25 protein-coding genes are annotated in these 19,182 nt (G+C 62.7%); 13 read left to right on the plus strand and 12 right to left on the minus strand.

The window, feature by feature from the left end; translation table 11 throughout:
* Positions 1–658, minus strand: a 658-nt coding sequence (locus tag EOA75_RS11470; RefSeq protein ID WP_164747353.1) for an acyltransferase, incomplete at its 3' end; no start/stop codon positions are given.
* Positions 659–1,231: 573 nt separating this feature from the next.
* Between EOA75_RS11470 and EOA75_RS11475 the strand changes: the two genes are divergently transcribed.
* The 3 genes from EOA75_RS11475 (at position 1,232) to EOA75_RS11490 (ending at position 4,006) form a co-directional block, all read left to right on the plus strand.
* Positions 1,232–2,119, plus strand: coding sequence for a DMT family transporter (locus tag EOA75_RS11475; protein WP_127324279.1), 888 nt, complete (start codon positions 1,232–1,234; stop codon positions 2,117–2,119).
* A 311-nt stretch (positions 2,120–2,430) separates the two neighbouring features.
* Positions 2,431–2,937 carry a hypothetical protein gene (locus EOA75_RS33975; RefSeq protein WP_067321952.1) on the plus strand — a complete coding sequence of 169 codons (507 nt, stop codon included), beginning with the start codon at positions 2,431–2,433 and terminating at the stop codon, positions 2,935–2,937.
* Between the two features lie 592 nt (positions 2,938–3,529).
* Positions 3,530–4,006: a hypothetical protein gene (locus tag EOA75_RS11490; RefSeq protein WP_127324280.1), complete on the plus strand. Its 477-nt coding sequence runs from the start codon at positions 3,530–3,532 to the stop codon at positions 4,004–4,006.
* Positions 4,007–4,187: 181 nt separating this feature from the next.
* Here the strand turns inward: EOA75_RS11490 and EOA75_RS11495 are convergent, their stop codons facing one another.
* Both EOA75_RS11495 and EOA75_RS11500 read right to left on the minus strand, forming a co-directional pair.
* Positions 4,188–4,832, minus strand: coding sequence for a response regulator transcription factor (locus tag EOA75_RS11495; protein ID WP_066992920.1), 645 nt, complete (start codon positions 4,830–4,832; stop codon positions 4,188–4,190).
* Positions 4,829–6,229: a sensor histidine kinase gene (locus tag EOA75_RS11500; RefSeq protein ID WP_067321944.1), complete on the minus strand. Its 1,401-nt coding sequence runs from the start codon at positions 6,227–6,229 to the stop codon at positions 4,829–4,831. Before EOA75_RS11500 ends, EOA75_RS11495 begins: the two co-directional genes overlap by 4 nt.
* A 564-nt stretch (positions 6,230–6,793) precedes the next feature.
* On the opposite strand from EOA75_RS11500, the gene EOA75_RS11505 reads away from it, so the two are divergent.
* Complete coding sequence (locus tag EOA75_RS11505; protein WP_164747354.1) at positions 6,794–6,967, plus strand: hypothetical protein; 174 nt, start codon at positions 6,794–6,796, stop codon at positions 6,965–6,967.
* 18 nt (positions 6,968–6,985) lie between these two features.
* Here the strand turns inward: EOA75_RS11505 and EOA75_RS33980 are convergent, their stop codons facing one another.
* Both EOA75_RS33980 and EOA75_RS33985 read right to left on the minus strand, forming a co-directional pair.
* Positions 6,986–7,144, minus strand: coding sequence for a hypothetical protein (locus tag EOA75_RS33980; protein WP_164747355.1), 159 nt, complete (start codon positions 7,142–7,144; stop codon positions 6,986–6,988).
* 494 nt (positions 7,145–7,638) lie between these two features.
* A complete protein-coding gene (locus EOA75_RS33985) occupies positions 7,639–7,833 on the minus strand; it encodes a hypothetical protein (RefSeq protein WP_164746740.1) in 195 nt (64 codons plus the stop codon).
* On the opposite strand from EOA75_RS33985, the gene EOA75_RS11510 reads away from it, so the two are divergent.
* Genes EOA75_RS11510 through arsC form a run of 3 tightly spaced genes read left to right on the plus strand, consistent with a single transcriptional unit; the run spans position 7,819 to position 9,271 of the window.
* Positions 7,819–8,169, plus strand: coding sequence for a metalloregulator ArsR/SmtB family transcription factor (locus EOA75_RS11510; RefSeq protein WP_067321941.1), 351 nt, complete (start codon positions 7,819–7,821; stop codon positions 8,167–8,169). The genes EOA75_RS33985 and EOA75_RS11510 overlap by 15 nt on opposite strands.
* Positions 8,166–8,864 (plus strand): MIP/aquaporin family protein, encoded by a 699-nt coding sequence (locus tag EOA75_RS11515; protein ID WP_127324281.1) that lies wholly within the window; start codon positions 8,166–8,168, stop codon positions 8,862–8,864. Before EOA75_RS11510 ends, EOA75_RS11515 begins: the two co-directional genes overlap by 4 nt.
* Positions 8,861–9,271 (plus strand): arsenate reductase (glutaredoxin), encoded by a 411-nt coding sequence (arsC, locus tag EOA75_RS11520; protein WP_127324282.1) that lies wholly within the window; start codon positions 8,861–8,863, stop codon positions 9,269–9,271. Before EOA75_RS11515 ends, arsC begins: the two co-directional genes overlap by 4 nt.
* Before the next feature lie 177 nt (positions 9,272–9,448).
* On the opposite strand, the gene EOA75_RS11525 is transcribed toward arsC, so the two are convergent.
* The gene (locus tag EOA75_RS11525; protein ID WP_067321930.1) at positions 9,449–9,631 is read right to left on the minus strand and encodes a hypothetical protein; all 183 of its coding nucleotides are present in this window, start codon (positions 9,629–9,631) and stop codon (positions 9,449–9,451) included.
* Between the two features lie 204 nt (positions 9,632–9,835).
* Between EOA75_RS11525 and EOA75_RS11530 the strand changes: the two genes are divergently transcribed.
* Both EOA75_RS11530 and EOA75_RS11535 read left to right on the plus strand, forming a co-directional pair.
* Positions 9,836–9,985 (plus strand): hypothetical protein, encoded by a 150-nt coding sequence (locus EOA75_RS11530; RefSeq protein WP_095778956.1) that lies wholly within the window; start codon positions 9,836–9,838, stop codon positions 9,983–9,985.
* A 166-nt stretch (positions 9,986–10,151) separates the two neighbouring features.
* On the plus strand, positions 10,152–10,424 hold the full coding sequence (locus EOA75_RS11535) for a PilZ domain-containing protein (protein ID WP_067321928.1): 273 nt from the start codon (positions 10,152–10,154) through the stop codon (positions 10,422–10,424).
* A 145-nt stretch (positions 10,425–10,569) separates the two neighbouring features.
* On the opposite strand, the gene EOA75_RS11540 is transcribed toward EOA75_RS11535, so the two are convergent.
* The 5 genes from EOA75_RS11540 to EOA75_RS11560 all read right to left on the minus strand — a co-directional run bounded on the left by EOA75_RS11540 (position 10,570) and on the right by EOA75_RS11560 (position 16,075).
* The gene (locus EOA75_RS11540) at positions 10,570–10,854 is read right to left on the minus strand and encodes a PRC-barrel domain containing protein (protein ID WP_127324283.1); all 285 of its coding nucleotides are present in this window, start codon (positions 10,852–10,854) and stop codon (positions 10,570–10,572) included.
* A gap of 100 nt (positions 10,855–10,954) precedes the next feature.
* Positions 10,955–11,278: a DUF2934 domain-containing protein gene (locus EOA75_RS11545; protein WP_067321922.1), complete on the minus strand. Its 324-nt coding sequence runs from the start codon at positions 11,276–11,278 to the stop codon at positions 10,955–10,957.
* A gap of 102 nt (positions 11,279–11,380) precedes the next feature.
* Positions 11,381–12,490 (minus strand): mandelate racemase/muconate lactonizing enzyme family protein, encoded by a 1,110-nt coding sequence (locus tag EOA75_RS11550; protein WP_095801502.1) that lies wholly within the window; start codon positions 12,488–12,490, stop codon positions 11,381–11,383.
* Positions 12,490–14,928, minus strand: coding sequence for an FAD-dependent oxidoreductase (locus tag EOA75_RS11555; RefSeq protein WP_127324284.1), 2,439 nt, complete (start codon positions 14,926–14,928; stop codon positions 12,490–12,492). The genes EOA75_RS11550 and EOA75_RS11555 overlap by 1 nt, the downstream gene beginning before the upstream one ends.
* 148 nt (positions 14,929–15,076) lie before the next feature.
* Positions 15,077–16,075 carry a L,D-transpeptidase gene (locus EOA75_RS11560; RefSeq protein ID WP_127246690.1) on the minus strand — a complete coding sequence of 333 codons (999 nt, stop codon included), beginning with the start codon at positions 16,073–16,075 and terminating at the stop codon, positions 15,077–15,079.
* Positions 16,076–16,459: 384 nt separating this feature from the next.
* Between EOA75_RS11560 and EOA75_RS11565 the strand changes: the two genes are divergently transcribed.
* From EOA75_RS11565 to EOA75_RS11575, 3 genes are read left to right on the plus strand one after another with little or no spacing between them, the layout of a single operon-like run.
* Positions 16,460–16,654 (plus strand): DUF3606 domain-containing protein, encoded by a 195-nt coding sequence (locus EOA75_RS11565; protein ID WP_066992956.1) that lies wholly within the window; start codon positions 16,460–16,462, stop codon positions 16,652–16,654.
* Positions 16,638–16,820 carry a hypothetical protein gene (locus tag EOA75_RS11570; RefSeq protein ID WP_066992959.1) on the plus strand — a complete coding sequence of 61 codons (183 nt, stop codon included), beginning with the start codon at positions 16,638–16,640 and terminating at the stop codon, positions 16,818–16,820. Before EOA75_RS11565 ends, EOA75_RS11570 begins: the two co-directional genes overlap by 17 nt.
* 23 nt (positions 16,821–16,843) lie before the next feature.
* Complete coding sequence (locus tag EOA75_RS11575) at positions 16,844–17,101, plus strand: helix-turn-helix domain-containing protein (protein ID WP_095801499.1); 258 nt, start codon at positions 16,844–16,846, stop codon at positions 17,099–17,101.
* A 248-nt stretch (positions 17,102–17,349) separates the two neighbouring features.
* Here the strand turns inward: EOA75_RS11575 and EOA75_RS11580 are convergent, their stop codons facing one another.
* Positions 17,350–17,568: a hypothetical protein gene (locus EOA75_RS11580; protein ID WP_095824617.1), complete on the minus strand. Its 219-nt coding sequence runs from the start codon at positions 17,566–17,568 to the stop codon at positions 17,350–17,352.
* 239 nt (positions 17,569–17,807) lie between these two features.
* Between EOA75_RS11580 and ligD the strand changes: the two genes are divergently transcribed.
* A partial coding sequence (gene ligD, locus EOA75_RS11585) for a non-homologous end-joining DNA ligase (protein ID WP_127324285.1) occupies positions 17,808–19,182 on the plus strand: 1,375 nt, incomplete at its 3' end.

A 19,182-nucleotide genomic window follows, 5' to 3' on the forward strand; every position in this document is an offset into this window, starting at 1 on the left:
CCTGTTGCCGCCGGCCTCGATGGACGCGCTTGGCTGCGGCGCCCCTGGCGCGGCGCACGGCAAGCAGGGCGCCGCAGCCAAGCGCGTCCATCGAGGCCGGCGGCAACAGGTCCCGGGCGAGCGCCGGGTTGGCGGTGAGCGGCCAGTAGAAGCGGTAGGCGAACGAGAAGAGGATGACGCCGATCGTGATCGCCTCGATACGCCGGCGCGGCGCCAGAAGCACGATCAGCGGCCAAGCGAGATAGAACTGCTCCTCGATGCTGAGGCTCCAGAAATGGCAGAGCAGCCAGGGGGTCCAGTCGTTGCGCAGCGCATACCAGAAGTTCGAGAGATAAAGCGCATGCCAGGCAAGCGACGAGCTGGACTGTTCCAGATTGGTGAGCCAGACCAGGGCCAGCACCGCGAAATAAGGCGGAAAAATTCGGATCACGCGCCTGGCATAGAAGGCGCGCAGGGCCGGCCCGGAAGCGAATGCGTTGCTGTCACGCGCGTCAAGCAAAAGCCGGGTGATCAGGAAGCCGGAGAGCACGAAGAACAGCCGCACGCCGAGATGGCCGAGGAAGGAGGTGCCGTTCGGCGCAAGGAAATGCGCGTAAAGCACCAGCGTGACGGCTACAGCTCGCACTGCATCAAGCTGGATGTCGCGCTGACCTGTCATTGGCGGGGTCCCCAGGCTCCGTCGTAAGATCCTGCGCTGGACCTGCAAAGCACGCCGACTCCGCCTGTCGACGAATCTCCGTCCGGGGCGAGAGTGCCGTCCTTGGCTGTCAGCGGAATGCCCATTCGGCTCAACGTAGCGGCATCCTCCACTGCCCATGTTGGTTAACATCTGTCTCCGCTTATGTTGCGGCGCAACACACAATGCTTACGAGTTTGAAATAAAGCTGTGATTTGGAGGGTTGCAGACGACAGTTGACTTGGGAAGTTTGGCCTATGGTCCTATATGGTGATGGTCGGTTGGTCTGATTTTTGAAGTATTTATCGCTACGGATGCTGTGACGCATTGCGACAACCGTAGCGGGTGTTTTGGCGATATTGACAGTAACACTCCATTTAGCCAAAGACTATTCAAATCGCGTTGTGAAAAGTATATTGAATTTCAAAGTCTTGTGCGGCGCAGCAAACCAGTCGCGAGAGGCCTTGTCCAACCATCCGGCCCCGTTGCCTCAAGACAAGGGAAACGCCAGTCTCTATCGCCGCCTCGGACCGGGGCGCGGGGGGTGGAGGAGAAGTGACGTCGACGCCGAGTGCAAAACCGCAGGCGCAGCTGGGAGCCTTGCCCATCCTCGGCCTGCTTGGTGCCATCCTTTCGGTGCAGGTTGGCGCGGCCTTCGCCAAGGGCCTGTTTCCGGTCCTCGGGCCGGACGGCACAACAATGCTGAGACTCCTCATCGGCGCGCTGATGCTGGCGGCAGTGCTCAGGCCATGGAAAGTGCTGCCGACACGAAAGGGTCTGCCTTGGCTCGCCGTCTATGGCGTCACCGTTTCGGTGATGAACCTGCTCTTCTATGCCGCGCTCGAGCGCATTCCGCTGGGCATCTGCGTGGCGCTCGAATTCACCGGCCCGCTTTTTGTCGCCACACTCGGCTCGCGGCGCCTTCTCGACCTCGTCTGGGTGGTGCTTGCGGTCGCCGGCATCGTGCTGCTCTCGCCGTTCGCCGATATCAGCCGCGGGCTCGATCCGATCGGCGTGCTGCTTGCGCTTGCCGCCGGCGCCTGCTGGGGGCTCTATATCATCTGTGCGCAGAAGGCCGGCGCCGAGCTTGGCGCCCGCACCTCGGCCTATGGCATGGCGATCGCCGCGCTCGTCGCGCTGCCTTTTGGCTTCATCGCAGCCGAACCTTATCTCACCGACTCGCATGTCATGGTGGCCGCGGTCGTCGTCGGGCTGTTCTCCAGCGCGCTGCCCTTCTGGCTGGAGATGATGGTGCTCGCCAGAATGCCGGCGAAAGTCTATGGCATGATCGTCTGCCTGGAACCCGCAGGCGCCGCGCTGACCGGGTTTCTCTTCCTGCACGAGAGCTTGAGCGTTTTGCAATGCGCCGGTATTGGCGCCGTGATTGCCGCCGCGTTCGGCGCGGCCGTAACGGCGAGAGCGCCGGTTCCGTCACCCTGTTAAGGATCAATGCCATATCGCCTGAGGGCGCGGCGGTTTTGGGAGAGCATAGAACAACCACTCGTAGCGCGTTGCGCGAAGCCGTGCACGCGGGTATCCACGCCAGAAAAAGCCGTGCACGCAGCCGGGCCCAATCACATCTGGTGGTTGAGATAGGACTTAGGTCCGACATCGCTGCGAAAAAGGTCTTAAAAAGCAAGACAAGGGTCGTGGGCCACTTCCCCACGACGGGTTGATTAGGGATGCTGATGTTGCGACATTGCCGGTGGGGTAGTTCGGCCGAAGGGTCGGATGGCTGGCAAGGGGAGATTGGGATGCGCGTATCGCGCATGGGCTGCAGGCATGTCTTGCGGGCGCTCGTTGCGCTGGCGCTTGTTGTCGCGCCTTTTCATCTCTCCTTCGACGGTCCTGTCGTGGCCAAGGCCTATGCCGGCAAAGGCGGCAATGGAAACGGCAATGGCGGTGGGAACAGCGGCGGCGGAAACGGTAACGGCAGCGGCGGCGGCAACAGCGGGAACGGGAACGGCAACTCGGGCGGCAACAGCGGAAACAGCAACTCGGGCGGTAACAACGGAAACGGAAACAGCGGCAACAGCAAGGGCGCAACGAACACTGCAGCAACCGGCGATGTCGATGATCATGTGAATGCGGCGACCGGCGACAAGGTCGAGGTCAGTGCCAATAGCATCCAGGTCACGCACCGGAACGGAATGAAGGAGAGCATCGAGAACGGCCGTTTCAGGATGGAGGACAAGTTTGGTCGCACCATCGTCGAGCGCAAGGCCACAGTGGCCGATCTCGATCGCCTAAAGAGTTTGTGAGAGCGAGGTTCTATCTGGATTAGATCTTAAGGGGCCAAAAGCCAGCGCTGCAAAATCAGGTTGCCACCTTTTGCTTCGTCTCTTCGGTCCTGATCGTCTTACGACAGAACTCCCGCTGCTCACCTTGCCCCCGCCTTTTGGCGGGGGTACTTTTTTGGGGCCCTTGAGACGGCTGCCGGATAAGGCGGGCTCTTGGCGCATGCCCCCGCAGTCCGGGAAACAATTCATGCGCAAACCAAAGGATACGGCGCTTTTCCGCCCAGGAGGGCGCATGCGCCGTAGCATGCCGCGGTTCGTTGAGTGTCCGCGCCGTTCTCGCGTGCGACAGTCATAATGAATTGCTAACCGCTTTCCAAGCGATTTTGGTTAACGCGACGGCAGTCGCAGCCTCCAGTTGTGTTCCCGGGTGGTGCGACAATGGTCCCCAAGTGACTGCAAAAAGGTCCGACCGGAGGTGGCATGGGTCGTGGGCCGCTTCCGTAACCTTACCAAAGCGTGAATCTTGTCTGGTCAAGACACCGGTTCCGCCTTGGCGGGCTGAGAGCGGAACTTCGGCAGGCCCGAGGCGGAACCGGCATGAACCAAGGACGGCATGCGCGAACCCGCCTCAAAAAGGTTTGTCCGCCTTACGCTGCGCGCCGCGGCCGCGCTGGCGCTTTTTGCCGCGCCTGGTCATTTCACGTCCAATAGCCTCGCCAAGCTCCTGGTGGCCACCGCTTATGCCGACGACGGCGGCGGCAACGGCAATGGCGGCGGGGGCAATGGCGGCGGCGGAAACGCTGGCGGCAATTCCGGCAACAGCAATGCCGGTGGCGGCAATGCCAATGCCGGTCCTGGCAACAACAGCGGCAAAGGCAACACCAGCCCCGGCGGCAAGGCCGCCAGCCGTGTCAATGCGGCGACGGGCGACATAGTCGAGATCGACGGCAACAGGATCACCATCATCCACCGCAACGGCATGAAGGAAGAGATCGAGAACGGACGCTTCGAGATGAGCGATGCGCAAGGCCGCACCATCGTCGAGCGCCGGGCGACCGAGAAGGATCTGGCCCGTCTGCTAGGCTTGTGAGGGCCGAGAGAAGCTACCCCCTTTTCCCGCGCCTTCGCATGTCACCCCCGCCTTCAGAGGCGGGGGTGATTTGCTTTTGAAGTGACGGTGAATGGTGAATAGGAACAGTAATCAACGAAACGCACTTCACCGAATGGGAACGCGCCGACGCTTCACCATTCACTGTACTTTCCACTATTCACTAATTCCTCTCTCTCGCTTCATGCATCAGCAGCGCCGCCTCCGTCCGATTGCGCACGTTGAGCTTGGCGAGCACTCGGGTCATGTGGTGCTTGACCGTCTTTTCCTGCAGCGACAGCCGCATCGCGACCTCCTTGTTGCTCAGGCCCTCCGCCACCAGCCCCAGGATCTCGGCCTCGCGGCCGGTTAGCTGGCTGAGCGGGTCGGGCTTGCGGCTGGTGGGCTGCAAGAGATCCGACAGCAGCCGGGCCGAAAGCGTCGGCGAAACGTAGCTCTGGCCGTTGGCGACGTCGCGCAGGATCTCGGCCAGCGACTTGGAGCCGACGCCCTTCAGCACATAGCCCCGCGCGCCCGCCTTCAGCGCCTGGGCGACATCGGCATTGGTCTCGGACACGGTGAGCATGACGATCTTTTGCTCAGGCGCCGCCGAAAGGATGCTGGCCAGCGCATTGAGGCCGCCGCCGGGCATGCTGATGTCGAGCAGCAGCACGTCGGGCGCGCTGGCGCGGACCAGCTTTTCGGCGTCCTCGGCGCTGGCGCCTTCGCCGACAAGCTCGAAGCCGCCGATCTCGCCGAGGCTGCGCGCCACGCCCTCGCGAAACAGCGGATGGTCGTCGACAATAGCGATGCGGATGGGTGCGGTCACGGCTGCTCCTCGACAGACAATGTGATTACCAGTCTCGTTCCTCCCGGCCCCGAAAGCGTCTCGAACTGCCCGCCAATGCTTTCGATACGCTCCCTGAGACCGGCGAGCCCGAGGCCTTCGCTTCGCGCAGGATTGAAGCCCGGGCCGGTGTCCTGTACCTCGACCAGAAGCTTGCCGCCCTTCATCGTGGCTCTCACCTGCTGGCCCTTGCCCTTGCCGTGCCGGAAGGCGTTGTTCAGTCCTTCCTGCACGAAACGATAGATGCTGATCTTCTCCGAGGTGCCGAGTTCCGGCAAGCGCTCCGGCAGCGTCAGCAGCACTTTGGTGTCGGTGCGGCGCTCATGCTCGGCGACCGCCAGCCGCAATATGTCGGCCACTGCCTGCGTCTCGATCTGCGGCAGCACCAGGCCGTTGCAGATGCCGCGTATCTCGCTCATCGCTTCGCCCAGCGTCTTATGGATGCCGGCGATTTCCGCCTCGCGCTGCGGTTTGGGCGTGGCGGGGTCGACCAGCACCGGACTGTCCATTCTGAGCGCGGCAAGCGCCACCAGCTGCGCCGGGCCGTCATGCAGGTCGGCGCCGATGCGCCTCAGGTAGCGTTCGTTGATGGCAGTGGCTCGCCGCGAGGCGCGCTGGACGCGCTGGCGTAGCGACGAGTTCTGCGCCAGCGCCTCCTGCAACTCGGTGACTTTGGCTTCCAGCGCGGCACGCTGCGTCTGGATGGTGCGGCTGCCGCGAAACACGATGCCCGACAGAAGCGCCAGCGAGGCAGCGGTGGCGCCGGCCACCACCAGCCAGGTCCATCTAAGCGCTGAGTTCAGCGTCTCCTGGAAATCGTCGGCGACTTCGTAGAATTCCGACACCGCCACCACTTCGCCCGACCAGGGTTCGCGCACGGGGTTGTAGATCTCGAACAACGGCGCGGTCACCGCTTTCTCTTCGCTGGTCTCAGGATCGTCGGCGAGGTTGTTGAATTCCGCCACGACGTTGCCGGCAAAGGCCGAGATCAGATTGGGGTTGGGCGGAAACGTCTTGCCGATCAGCTTCGAGTTATCAGCGTAAAGCACCGTGCCGTCGCGCCGCCACAGCTTGAATGACACCAGCCTCTTGCCGAGCGCGCCCTGGCCGAGCGTCTCGTCCAGCGCCCGTTTGACCGTGTCGTCGAGCTCGCGGCTCTTGCGCAGGTCCGGCAGCAGCGGCGCGATCACGCTGTCGACATAGAGCGCCGTCGTGGTGGCGGAGTTGTGCATCACGCCTTCGCGGATTTGCGAGGTCACCCAGAGGCCAACCACGAGCATCACCGCCAAAAGCCCGATGCCGCCGGCAATCACAAACTGCCAGGCCAGCGACAGCCCGCTCCAGATTTGCACAAGTCGCTTCAAGGTCTCCCTGAGCATTCGCGCGATTCACCCCACCACGGACAAAGAGTATAGGCCAGCCGCGGCAATTGCGACACCGACCTTGGTCCGGCCTTCAGGCGAGCGGTTAACAGCGCGGCGTCGAGCTGCAGAAACCGCTTCCAGGTGCCAAGAACGCCTAGTCCGGCCCCCGGCACAGATGCGGGCGGAACATTAGCAGTTTCTAAGTGTTGAGGTCTTTGCGAGGGCTTCCGAAAGAAACTTCGGCCTATGCCCCCTTGGCAGGCGCGTTTCCTGACCGCCGACATGTGGAGAGGACCATGAACAACATCATCTGGATCGTAGGTGCTATCGTCATCGTGATCGCCATTTTGAGTTTTCTGGGTCTGCGCTGATTCGAGCTGGGCCGCTCGTAGCGATGGCGGCGCGAATGAAACGTGCGGCGGCTTGGGGTGGCCTTGGCCATCCGGCTTTTGGTCGTGCTCGCGGGTATGATCACGGCACTTGTTTTCAGGCGGATGGGCTGGAACGCAAAATAGGGCGACCGCGTTTTGTCTCGCTATGTCGAGGAGTTCTCACCTTCACAGGGCCGAGATGCCAGGCTTGGCCTCGATTGCCGAGGCGGAGCGCCAGGCGCGCGCCGAAAAGAACGCCAGACTGAGGGATCTTCGTACGCATACATCGTGGCTGGTGCTCGATCCCGACGCGCTTTTCCGGGACGAGATCGACTGCTCGGCGCTGTTCGGTGAAGTGCCTGGGCTAAAAATCGTCGGCTAGGAGAGGGTCTCTCGCCTGTCAGGCCGGCTGAAGCCGTCCGACAGGTGCCCCGCGCGAGATCGCTATCAGCCGCGCAACGGCCAATGGCGCCAAGAACATGAAAACCGTCGTGATGCCGAGGAAGATCGACCAAGCCAGATCGATCACGCTGTGGTCATAGCAGACTGCGAATTCCATGGCGCCTTACCCTTTTATCCACCCGGCTGCGCATCAGGTTGCCACGCATTGGGCCAAGCATGATCCTCATTTTCAAGAAATACAAGAGATCGCTAATTTGGGTAGTGGGTCAGTTTGAAAGTCCATCCCGATCAGAATAGGCGCTTTCGCCTAGGCCCCGTCTGGAAATAGACGGGAACGGGCGTCATCGACAAGCTTTGGGAGAAGCGCGAACATCGTTGCGCTTGTCGAAGCCGAGAAGCCAACAGTGCGCGGCCCTTACAAAAAGCGCGTGACGTAAAAAGAGAAGGGCTCGCGGCGTTTAGGCGCGAGCCCTTTTCCTTGCTGAGAGCTACATTGTTGGGTGTGCTCTGGCGGTCGGATATTCATCACGATCACGGGTTTAGAGGAAGCTGGCGATCATTCACATTCGCTCAATAGAGCGTGATGGACGGGGGAGTTTGGGCTAACCCGCGATTTCAAACCGACCCACTATCCTAGTTGGGGTGGAAATTTCACCGGCCGGCCGCGTCGTAACGAAACACCAGCGGCTTGTCTTGGTAATCAGCCAGCGTGTGGAGCAGATCGCCGATGGTCAGGTCCGAGGATCCAATGGAGGAGCGGGGACGATATTTCTTGTCAGGAGTGAGCATGTCGGCTATGCCTCGTTTCAATATTTCAAGGATTGTTGAAACGTGGATGAGCGACAAGCCCTGATGGCCTTTGGTGCGCTGTCGCAGGAAACGCGGCTGAAACTGCTTCGGTTGCTGGTGGTTGCCGGGCCGGACGGCATCGCCGCCGGTTCGCTTGCCGAACAGGTCGAGGTATCTCCGTCCAATGTCAGCTTCCATCTCAAGGAACTGGAGCGCGCCGGCCTGGTCGGCACGCGCCGCGACGCACGCTCGATCGTCTACAGCGCGGAATACGATGCGCTTTCCGCTCTGATCCGCTTCCTGATGGAGGATTGCTGCTCGGGCCGGCCGGAAATCTGCGCGCCGGCGCTCGCCGCCCCGTGCTGCCGGCCGGGCGAGGGGCCCCGGCAATGATCTCTTACGATCTGCCGCGACGTGCCGTTGCTGAAGCCCTGGGCGCCGGCCTGCTGGTGGCAACGGTGGTCGGTTCCGGCATCATGGCGGAGACGCTGACGCATGACACCGCGCTGGCGCTGCTCGCCAACACGCTCGCGACCGGCGCCATGCTGGTGGTGTTGATCACCATCCTCGGACCGATCTCCGGGGCGCATTTCAATCCGGCCGTCTCGCTCGTCTTCTGTTTGAACCGCTCGCTGCCGCCGCGCGATCTGCCTGCCTATCTCGCCTCGCAGTTCGCCGGCGGCATCGCCGGCACGATTGCCGCGCACCTCATGTTCGCCCTGCCGGCCTTGGAGATCGCGACCAAGCCGCGCGCCGGACCGACGCAATGGTTTTCGGAGATTGTCGCGACATTCGGCCTGGTCGCTGTAATTCTCGCCGGCCTGCGCTTCGAGCGACGGGCTGTGCCATGGCTGGTAGGCCTCTTCATCACCGCCGCCTACTGGTTCACCGCCTCTACGTCCTTCGCCAATCCGGCCGTCGCCGTGGCGCGTGCGCTCACCGACAGCTTTTCCGGCATCAGGCCGGCCGATCTCCCGGGTTTCATCGTCGCCGAACTGCTCGGCGCCTTTATCGCGCTGGCGCTGATGGGATGGCTGCTGCGGCCCGAATCCATCGAGCAATCCGAGCCACTGAAAGCCGAGCCATGACGGTCACCATCTACCACAACCCCGCTTGCGGCACCTCGCGCAACACGCTTTCCATGATCCGCGCCAGCGGTGAGGAGCCGATGGTGATCGAATACCTGAAGACGCCGCCGAGCCGCGAACGGCTACTCGAATTGATCGCGGCGATGGGCATCACCCCGCGCGACCTGTTGCGGGAGAAAGGCACGCCCTACGCGGAGCTTGGCCTCGCCGATCCGAAATGGAGCGACGACGAGCTGATCGGTTTCATGCTCGCCCATCCGATACTCATCAACCGGCCGATCGTGGAGACGCCCAAGGGCACGAGGCTCTGCCGGCCGTCGGAGGCGGTGCTGCCGCTGCTCGACAACCCCGTGCGCGAATTCATCAAGGAGGATGGCGAGAAGGTTGCCTGGTCGTCGCAAACCTAGAACGCCAGATGCTTCATGAAGTAGATCGAGGCTCGTGGTTTGCGAACGAGTCGACAAAGTGATGGGCACGACACCGACTTCTTGCCAGTTCCTGCATAAGGTCCGCCGCTATCGGAGCTTGGCGATAGATTTGTCTCGCGGCGAACCCGTGGCGGCGATCGCTACGCCCGCAGCCGCTCAGGCGCAGTCCTTCAACTCGACCACCTCGACGCCAAGGCGGAAGGCCTGACCATCGGCATAGGAGCGCGCAAATTGCTCGGCTTCGAAAGGGAAGGTCAGCGTAGTGCCGTAGGCGGTGACGCGCACCGTCCACCTCTGGCCCTTGACGAGTTCAACGCCGTGAAGCTTGGCCGTCGCCATCTCACCCTCCTCCAGTCCGGCATGCTCGCGGACGCAAAGACTAACGCCGCGGAAGTCGTTTGAGTACAAATAATCCGACCCAATCGTGTCGCTGCCGCGTCGATTCCGACATTCGGCGCGGCGCTTCCGTGAAATGGATTACGTTCGCTGCTGGAACCCCGGACAGGTCGAGTGGATTAGACTTACGAGCAGAGGAGGTGTCCCATGATCCGCAAGCTGAAGTCCGGCGACTACCGGCTCTATTCGCGCAAGGTGGATCCGAGGACCGGCAAACGCCGGAATCTCGGTACCTTCAAGTCGCGCGAGGCTGCCGAAAAGCACGAGCGCGAGGTCCAGTATTTCAAGCGGCATTAGCGGCATGCGACAAGCTCGTTCGGTCCGGCGCCGCCTGTGCGGAAACGGGATCGCCGAGTGGGCAGTGATTAGAAAACGCTAACGGAACGGAAACACGTCCGCGCTAGGGTGGTGCGTCGGGCGATTGAGTTTGAGCCCGCCGGGCAAGTTTCGGGACCAGTGCATCATGGCCACCTTTCCCCACTTAGAGCGCCGTCTTCATTCACGAGAATTCGTGCTGAAGGAGGCTACAATCGTCACCGGCGACGCCAGCATCAGGTGCTCCGTCCGTAATCAGCACGAGCATGGCGCCGAACTGCGCGTCGGGCCGCAAGTGGAATTGCCCGACCGTTTCACGCTCATTGTTCCCGATGACGACGCCGTTTATCGGGCCGTGGTGCGCTGGCGCCGCAACGAGCGCGTCGGCGTGCAGGTCTACAGCAATTCAATGAAGGGCTGACGGCCTTCGTTAGCCCCGGCAACGGGGCAGAGCGGCGTCGCCGGCCTCTCCACCGCCGTCGTCTCGTTGAGCGCGGGGGCCACGTGCAGGCCGCCGAGCGCGACCTGCTGAATGGAGGCCCGGCTCTCGTCGGACCCTCCCGTGCTCAGTCGTGATGCTCGGGCATCGACTTCAGCTGGTCCTTCGTCCATCTGGTCACGGCGTGGACGTCGCCGTCCTCGTCGCGCATGAAATCCAATTGGTTGGCGCTGACGGCGACCGGCTTTGCACCGATGCCGAGGAAGCCGCCGACATCGATGACGACCTGGCTGCCATGCATGTGGTCGACCGGACCGATCTTTTCGTCGTCGGGGCCGTAGATGGTGGCGCCTTCGAGAACGCTGGGAGTCAATTCGGCGTTTGTCAGCCTCACGTGGTTGGTATGATCCATGACAGGTCTCCTGTGGTTAGACAGGAGGAACTGTCGATGGCAACGAGGGTTCCGCCGACGTCGAATGCCGGCAACCGTCGCACGCGTCGTGGTTCCTGACCTACAGCCCTTTCCGTGCCCGGATGCTCCGCGCCGCCTGCTCGATCGCGGCGCGGTCGCTGCCCAGCCTGTCGAGCAACTCCTGCGCTTCTTGGGCCGATATGCCGGTGCGTATTGCAAGCGCCTCGACCGTCAGCACATCCGCGCTGTCGATCTCGCGCGTTCCAGGCAGCGCATCGTCTGCCGTGAGCGGCAGCGCCGCCTCGCGATCGATCTCCATCTCGGCCTGGCGCCAGTGCCGCTCATGGTCGCCATGCAAGCTGCCCTCGCGCTGCCAGAGCTCATAGGCACGCTGCCTGATCTTCTCGGTCCGATCATCATCCATTGCCGTTCCTCCCTTTGCGTGCCACTCAACGCGGGATGAGGCGGAACGATCCGCGAGGCCCAAGAAGTGATCGGCTGGCGCCAGCCAAAGCCTGGCCGGTGGTCAGGCTCCGTAAGTCGCCAGCGGCTTGCCGAATGTCCCGGGTTCCGGTTTGACGCCCAGGCCCGGCCGCTGCGGCACGGCTATGAAGCCCTTTTCGATCACGACCGGGTTCTTCCGGTCGAAATGCCCGTCGATATATTCCTGGGCGATCCAGACTCCCTCCATCCGGCGCGGCTCGACCGTGGCAGCAAGATGGACACAGGCCGCCGCGATGATGTCGCCGCCCCAGGCGTCGTCGCAGCTGTGCGGCAGCGAGCGAATGGCGCAAAGGTCGCGCACGGTTGTCATCTTCGTGAGGCCGCCGAGACGCGTCACCTTGAAGCCGAAGCCGTCGGCGATGCCCATGGAGATCGCTCGCAGCACCGCGTTCTGGTCCTCGGTACTCTCGTCGAGATAGACCGGATGCGTCACGCGGCCCTTCAGCGTAGCGACTTCATCCATGGTGTTGCAGGGCTGTTCGAAGACGAAGGGGATGGCGTGGCAAAGCCGGTCGAGATGGATTGCCGACGCGATTGTCAGGCCCCGGTTGCCGTCGACCGCGATGCGCGCCTTGTAGCCGACAGCTTCCCAGACCTTGTGCACGACGGCCACGTCTTCTTCGAGGTTGCGCCCGCCGATCTTCACTTGGAGGCGCGGATAGCCGGCCTTCACCTTGTCGGCGGCGATCCTCGCCGTTTCGTCCGGCGGACCTACGATCAGCGAATAATAGGCCGGCACGCGATCGGTCAGCGCGCCGCCCAGCAGCGTCGAGACCGGCACGCCGAGCTTTTGGCCGAGCAGGTCGAGAAAGGCCATGTCGAACGCGGCCTTGGCATAGCCATGTCCGTTCAGGCGCTCGTCCATCTGTTTCGCAAGCAGTCTGATCGAAGCGATCTCCGCACCGATCAGTCCCGGGGCGATTTCGGCGATCGCCGCGCGAGCGCCCAGCGCATGGTGCGGCTGATAGACCGGTCCGATCGGGCAGGTCTCGCCCCAACCGGTCAAACCGTCTTCGGTCACGATCTCGACAAGCGTCGAGTCCAGCGACTCCACGTCGTCGCTGGCCATGCGGTAGACGCCGCCTTTGACGGGCAGCTGCGCCGAATAGACGTTGATCCGATCGACGCGCATCACATACGCGCCCTGGCCGAGGTCGGATCGTAAGGCGAGTCCGCGATCACCTCGGCGATCTTCCATTCTCCCAAAATGGCGACCTCGAGCTTGGTGCCGGGCTTGCTCAGACGCTCCGGCAGAAGGGCCAGCGCCACGTCATGGCCGAGCGCATAGCCGTAGCCGCCCGACGTAATGCGCCCGACAAGTTCGCCGTCGCTATAAAGGCCCTCGGAGGCAAGCGTGCTCGCGCCGTCGGTTTCGATCTTGAGCGTCACCGACCGGCGCTGGTCGTTCCTCGCCTTGTATTTCAGCACCGCCTCGCGGCCGACGAAATCGCCCTTGTCGAGGCGGATGAAGCGCTCGAGCCCGCTCTCCAGCGCGTTGAGCTCAGGGTTCATGTCGCGATACATGGCGCGATAAGATTTTTCGAGCCTGAGCGACTCCAGCGCATGCAGCCCGACAAGCCGCATGCCGTGCTTCTCGCCCTCTTTGAGGATGGCATCCAGCAGCTGCCGCTGATAGGACAGCGGGTGATAGAGTTCCCAGCCGAGCTCGCCCTCATAGTTGACGCGCAGCAGCCGCACGTCGCTGGCCAGGGCGACGCTGCCGGTCGCCACGCTGAACCACGGGAACTTTTCGTTCGAAAGATCGATCTCGGTTAGCTGCTGCAGCACTTCGCGTGCCTTGGGCCCGACGACGGTGAAGCAGCCGCGATCGTTGGTGACGTTCTTCAGTGATATGCTGCCGTCGGCGGGCAGCAGCCTTGAGAGATCGTCGAAATTCCAGCGCTCGGCGCGCGGCGTCGAGATGAGGTAGAACAGGTCTTCTCGGAGCCGCGCCACCATGTACTCCGCCTGCACGCCGCCGCCCGCAGTGAGGTGATGCGCCAGCGTCACCTTTCCGACCGCCGGCAAGCGATTGGCGATGATCCTGTCCAGCCAGGCGGCCGCGTTCGGTCCGGACACCTCGAACTTGGTCATGGGCGTCATCTCGACCAGGCCGACGGCAGTGCGCACCGCCTGGACTTCCTCGGCCACGAGGTTCCCCTTCGGCGTCCATCGCCAGCTATACTGGTCCTTGGCTTCGACGCCGTCGCGCGCGAACCAATTGGGCATCTCCCAGCCATTGAGCACGCCCCAGACCGCGCCGAGCTCGGTCAGCCTGTCATAGGAAGGCGCGGTCTTCTGCGGCCGGGCGGCGGGCATGTCCTGTCCCGGATATTTCTGCTCCGCATGTGTGCCCCAGGCCTCCCGGACCTTTTCGCGCGTCCAGGCCTTGTTGGCGTAGTCGCCGAAGCGGCGCGGATCGAGATCCGAGGTGTCGAGGCTGTTGCCGCCTTCGACGATCCGTTCCGACAGGTAATAGCCGATCGTGCCGCCCCACAGGATGCCGCCTGGCACGCCTTCGGCTAGCCAGACATTGGGCAGGCTCCAGGCCGGCCCCATCAAGGGAAGCTCGTCCGCGGTCATCTGGAACGGTCCGCGCACATTGGCCTTGATTCCGACGCGCCCCAGCGCCGGCACCAGCTGCAGAGCCTGCTCCCAGTTCCACGACACCGCCTCGAAATCTTCTTCGACGAGGTCGGCGCCGAACCAGGAAGGGACGCCGTCCTCGGCGAACAGTTTCAGGTTCGCCGTGCGCTCGTAAGGCCCGAACATCAGCCCGTCGCCTTCTTCGCGCAGATAGCCCTCGAACCCTTCGTCGCGCAGGATCGGCATTTCGGGGCGGCCCTGCCTTTTCCGCTCGACGATTTCCGGCACCGCTTCGGTGATCCAGTACTGATGCAGGATCGGGATCGCCGGGATATCGAGGCCGAGCAGCGCGCCGGTCTGGCGCGCATAATTGCCGGTCGCGGAGATCACGTGCTCGCAGGTGATGTCGCCCTTGTTAGTCTGGACGAGCCATTCGCCGCCGGGCGTGCGCCTGAAGCCGGTGACCTCGGTGTTCAAGTACACCTTGGCACCCAGATCCCGCGCGCCTTTGGCCATGGCGATGGTCACATCGGCCGGCGCGATATGGCCGTCATCGGGATGATAAAGCGCGCCCAGCATGTGGTCGTTGTCGAGCAGCGGCGCCAGCTGCCTCGCTTCGCCCGGCGTCAGCAACTCAGCGCGCATGCCCTGGACGTCGGCCACGCTCATATAACTCTTGAATTCGTCTAGCCGGTCGCGGCTGTTGGCGATGCGCAGCTGGCCGCATTTGTGCCAGCCGACCGGCTGGCCGGTTTCGGCCTCCAGCCCTTCATAGATCTCGATGGTCTTCTTGATCATGCGGCCGACATTGATGTTGCGGGTATAGGACGGGATCAGGCCCGCCGCATGCCAGGTGGAGCCGGCCGTAAGCTGGGTCCGCTCGAGCAGCGCAACGTCGGTCCAGCCGCGCTTGGCCAGGCCGTAAAGGATGCCGGCGCCGACGCATCCTCCGCCGACGATCACCACTCTCGCATGTGCTTGCATCGAACCACCAATTCCAGATCGTTTTCAAAAGCGCGCCGCCGAAGCTACAGGCGACGGAAGGCCGTGTAACGTTCTGAAAAACTAGGGGTAACGATAAATTAGGCTTATGCAGCGATCCCGCCTTGGCGGCTCGCTCCTCCCGGCGTTTTTACTGCGCCTGCCCGTCCTGCGCCGTCTCGTCCTTGAACTCGACTTTCGTGCCCGGCTTGACCATAGCGGCGAGGTCTTCGGCATCCCAGTTGGTCAGCCGGATGCAGCCATGCGAGTAGGTCGTCCCGATTTTGCCGGGATCCGGCGTGCCGTGGATGCCATAGCTTTCGATCGAGAGGTCGATCCAGACCGATCCCACCGGATTGTTCGGTCCCTTGGCGATGGTGAAGGGCCGCTTGCTCTTGACCCCCTTGAAGGCGAATTTCGGATTGTAGTGATAGGTCGGATTGCGCACCACGCGTTTGACCTCCGCGGCGCCGCTCGGCGCCGGCTTTTCCTCGCTGCCGATCGAGGCCGGATAGACCGCAACCGGCTTGCCTGATGGATCGAGCGCGCGGACCTGGCGGGATGCCTTGTCGACCTCGATGGTCTCGATCTCCGCCGGGGCGTCGCCCCGTCCGAGATCGGGCACTACGAGGCTCACATCTGCCTTCCGGAACCCGACGCGCGGGTTGAGCGTCTTCAGCAATTGTTCGCTGATGTGGAAACGCTCGGCCAGCCTCTCCCGCGCGTTGCGATAGCCGAGGCGCTTCAGACGGGCCATCCGCTCCAGGCGGGTGGGAATGCGCCTGGTAAAGGGGCCGCGCACGTCCTTGACCGTGACCTCATATGCCACCAGAACCGGCTCGGCGGAGCTCGCCGTCAGCTTGTCCCAGGTCTCGCGTGTGAGCTTGCCGTCGGAAGCCAGTCCGTTCGCCGCCTGGAACGCCGCCACGGCTTTGGCAAAATTGTCGGAGAGGCGACCGTCGATCAGGCCCGGCGAGAAGCGGGCGCGATCGAGAAGGATCTGCGCCTTGAGAAGCATCGGACTGACGTCCTTCGGCTCGCCCTCGCTGAATTGCGCCTGATTGACCGCGTCGAGGTCAAGCCTGGCCGCCTGAGCTCCGCTGCATGCGAGCGCGAACGCCACGGCAGCGACAACGAAGAGCCGGACCATCGACTTCACTCCCGGGTTACGACAGAAACCTGTCTTTATGACGCGGGCGTGCCGATCTGGTTCCTGTCGCAGCGCCGGCGTGCAAATCATTAGAACGTGCACCTTTGGGCGTACGATCTTGAATTTTATGCCGAAACCAGTTCCCAAGAGCGAAAAATGCTGGCATGATCATATAAGGGCCTATGCATTTTCTGATTAGATGGGCCCTTGCCTGGTGACCGGCGGCTCCCCAACGCCCCCCGCCCATGCCGCCGGTTACTTCATTTGAGGCCTCCCCAGGCAATGCCGTGGCCGACCCCATCCCGGCCGTAGCGCTTCACGCACATATTAGCGGTTTGGAACATTCCTGCCTTCCCGGTGTTCGTTTTGCCAGGAGGAGCAACCATGGCAGACGTCAAAACGAAGCGCGATTTCCGGGACCGCGACCGTGTGTCGGCGGACGACGATTATGAGGTTCGCTACTTTGCCAAGCAGCATCGCATCACGCCTGAACAGGTTCGGGAACTGATCAGCGAGCACGGCAACGACCGTAAGATTTTGCAACGTGAGGCAAGGAAGCTGGGTGACAAAGCTTTCTGATTTGGGGCCGCCGATCTTTGCCCGGTTGCGGGTCAGAGCAGCCGCCAACGAAGAGGACCAGTTCCGGATATGTCCCGCCTGCGGGCAGGCAGTGGACTGGGGCGACCTCCGGCAGGTGATCTGGCATGAGCAGCCGGGACACACGAAGCTGGAAATTGACAGCTGAAAAGCCCTAGGGGAGACCCCTTGATGGATTTGACGCCAGAGGAGTCGCGAGCCGCACGAGAACTCCTGCATTGGTCGCAGGTGCGCCTCGGCGCCAAGGCCAGCCTAGGCGAAGGGACCATTCGCGACTTCGAGAACGGGATCAGAATCCTGCGGGTCGAGAAACGAACCCGCATCCGTCGCGCTTTTGAGGCGGCAGGCGTCGTGTTCACGGCGAAGGGGCCCTCGCTTTCGGCCGTCAGGCCCGAAATGAATGGCTATCGCCATAAACAGCGCCGCTAAGCTGGTCCCGCTGCCGAGCGCTGCTGGCAGCGAGCTAACTGTCCACGCAAACCGGAGGTCGCGTCCTCCGTGAGGCCTGTGAGCACTCGTGGACGTTTGCCGGAGAGCTTCGACTTCAAGCTGGTTCAACCTCGACCAGGCAAATGAACGACGCGCATGGCTGACTTATTTGCAGGGCAGGACCGCGGCCGCGCGTTGCCGGCGTTCCCGAAGGGGAAGTCAGAGACTCCTCGATCTTCGAGGCGGCATCAACTTTCCGGAAACCCGTATCGCAGCTTTTGGCCGGTGCCCGGCTGCTTGACAGCGTCAAGTCCCAGTCGGGTGTGTTCGTGCTTGGCAAAAGCTTTCGCATCCGCTTCGGAACCGAAACCCTTGATGGTGACAACGCCATCCTCGATAACGCGCACGTAATACCTGTCTTCCAGCGTGTCGATCTCGACCGAATCCATTACGATTGACTTGTTCATTGACGGCCCACCTGAAGAAGATCCACCCCGCAGCCAAACGTCGCCGCCTAAGGATTGTTCCGCACTCAATTGATAAAACATCTGATCAGATAATCGGAGCACTCTGCGGCCCGGAGGGCAACGTGTTGCCTTTGCGAGGCCACGCTTGGCCAAGTCGGACAAACATACGATTTTACTAAAATGGAAGGAACTGATGGGACTGCTCCGGCTTGAGTCGCGGTTCCTGGAGTCGCGCGTGCATGACCAGCGGCAAAGACCGGCTTTCCTTCATCGAGTTCCAATCGCCCACCTTGGTCGAGAAAGCTCCCGAAGGCGGCGAATGGCTGCACGAGATCAAGTACGACGGTTACCGAACCCAGCTCATCGTGGAAGGCGCAACAGCGCGAGCCTTCACGCGCCGCGGCTATGACTGGTCGCATCGCTACAGGAGGATTGTCCAGGCGGCGGCGGGCTTGCCGGTGAAATCTGCGATCATTGATGGCGAGGCTGTCGTTCTCGGCGACACCGGCTTGCCTGACTACCAGGCGCTGGAGCGCGAGTTGGGCAACGCAAACTCTTCGAGATTGATCTTCTATGCCTTCGACCTGCTGCACCTCGACGGTCGCGATCTGCGACAGCAGCCGCTGGTCGAGCGCAAGGCAGCGCTCGAAACGCTGCTGAAGGACAGCGCGCCGACGCTGACCTATGCCGAGCATCTGGAGGTGAGCGGCAGGGAGATGTTCGATCATGCCTGCCGGATGGGCCTGGAGGGGATCGTGTCGAAGCGCGCGGACGCGCCCTACCGTTCCGGCGTGCAGACGAGCTGGGTCAAGGTCAAATGCATCAAGAGCGACACCTTTCCGATCGTCGCGTTCGTCGAGAAGCTTGGTGCTGAGCCGCGCCGGATCGCATCGCTCTATATCGGCAAGCGCGAGGGCGATCGGCTGCTTTATGCAGGCAAGGCTCAGAGCGGTTATACGCTTGAAGTGGCGCGACGCGTTCGCGAACGGCTCGATCCGCTGATCATCGGCAAATCGCCTTTGTCGGAGCCCATTGTGAAGCCAAAGGCGACCTGGGTGAGACCCGAAGTCCTGGCCGAGGTGCAGTTCAGCGGCGTTACCGATCGCGGGATCTTGCGCGAAGCCGTGTTCAAGGGGCTCCGCGAGGACCTGGTGGCCGTCCCGCCAAAGCCGCCGGCGCCGTCGAAACGAAGAGCGGACCGAGATCACGGCGTGCCGCGTGAGAATATCTTGCAGCTGCTGCCCGATGCGGTTTCGCCTTCCAAGGATGAGCTCGTTCGCTATTGGAGTCTGGTCGCCGATCAGGCGCTGGTGCACCTCGGCCGTCGCCCACTGAAGCTCGTCCGTCATGCCTTCGGGGCAACTTTCTACCACAAGGGACCGCTGCCCGAGATCCCGGCAGCGGTGCACCAGCTGCGCGTCGAGAAGCGAGAAGGTGGGGAGGGCACTCGGGTCTGGGTCGACGACCTCGACGGCTTGCTCGGGCTGGTCGAAATGGATGCGGTCGAGCTCCACCCGTGGAATGCCACGGTGGATGACATCGAGCATGCCGACCGGATCGTGCTGGATCTCGACCCTGGTGAGGGCGTGGAATGGGCGCAAGTGACTGAGACCG

The organism is Mesorhizobium sp. M1A.F.Ca.IN.022.07.1.1, from assembly GCF_003997575.1.
GTDB lineage: Bacteria > Pseudomonadota > Alphaproteobacteria > Rhizobiales > Rhizobiaceae > Mesorhizobium.

Excerpts from the sequence above, each read along its gene's own strand:
- EOA75_RS11560 (WP_127246690.1), bottom strand. The coding sequence starts at position 16,075 with ATGGTCCGGCTCTTCGTTGTCGCTGCCGTGGCGTTCGCGCTCGCATGC.
- EOA75_RS11575 (WP_095801499.1), top strand. The coding sequence starts at position 16,844 with ATGGATTTGACGCCAGAGGAGTCGCGAGCCGCACGAGAACTCCTGCAT.
- EOA75_RS11580 (WP_095824617.1), bottom strand. The coding sequence starts at position 17,568 with ATGAACAAGTCAATCGTAATGGATTCGGTCGAGATCGACACGCTGGAA.
- EOA75_RS33980 (WP_164747355.1), bottom strand. The coding sequence starts at position 7,144 with ATGGAATTCGCAGTCTGCTATGACCACAGCGTGATCGATCTGGCTTGG.
- EOA75_RS11500 (WP_067321944.1), bottom strand. The coding sequence starts at position 6,229 with ATGCTCAGGGAGACCTTGAAGCGACTTGTGCAAATCTGGAGCGGGCTG.
- EOA75_RS11565 (WP_066992956.1), top strand. The coding sequence starts at position 16,460 with ATGGCAGACGTCAAAACGAAGCGCGATTTCCGGGACCGCGACCGTGTG.
- EOA75_RS11550 (WP_095801502.1), bottom strand. The coding sequence starts at position 12,490 with ATGCGCGTCGATCGGATCAACGTCTATTCGGCGCAGCTGCCCGTCAAA.
- EOA75_RS33975 (WP_067321952.1), top strand. The coding sequence starts at position 2,431 with ATGCGCGTATCGCGCATGGGCTGCAGGCATGTCTTGCGGGCGCTCGTT.
- EOA75_RS11535 (WP_067321928.1), top strand. The coding sequence starts at position 10,152 with ATGGCCACCTTTCCCCACTTAGAGCGCCGTCTTCATTCACGAGAATTC.
- EOA75_RS11555 (WP_127324284.1), bottom strand. The coding sequence starts at position 14,928 with ATGCAAGCACATGCGAGAGTGGTGATCGTCGGCGGAGGATGCGTCGGC.
- EOA75_RS11525 (WP_067321930.1), bottom strand. The coding sequence starts at position 9,631 with ATGGCGACGGCCAAGCTTCACGGCGTTGAACTCGTCAAGGGCCAGAGG.
- EOA75_RS11545 (WP_067321922.1), bottom strand. The coding sequence starts at position 11,278 with ATGGATGATGATCGGACCGAGAAGATCAGGCAGCGTGCCTATGAGCTC.
- EOA75_RS11515 (WP_127324281.1), top strand. The coding sequence starts at position 8,166 with ATGATCTCTTACGATCTGCCGCGACGTGCCGTTGCTGAAGCCCTGGGC.
- EOA75_RS11540 (WP_127324283.1), bottom strand. The coding sequence starts at position 10,854 with ATGGATCATACCAACCACGTGAGGCTGACAAACGCCGAATTGACTCCC.
- EOA75_RS11490 (WP_127324280.1), top strand. The coding sequence starts at position 3,530 with ATGCGCGAACCCGCCTCAAAAAGGTTTGTCCGCCTTACGCTGCGCGCC.
- EOA75_RS11530 (WP_095778956.1), top strand. The coding sequence starts at position 9,836 with ATGATCCGCAAGCTGAAGTCCGGCGACTACCGGCTCTATTCGCGCAAG.
- arsC (WP_127324282.1), top strand. The coding sequence starts at position 8,861 with ATGACGGTCACCATCTACCACAACCCCGCTTGCGGCACCTCGCGCAAC.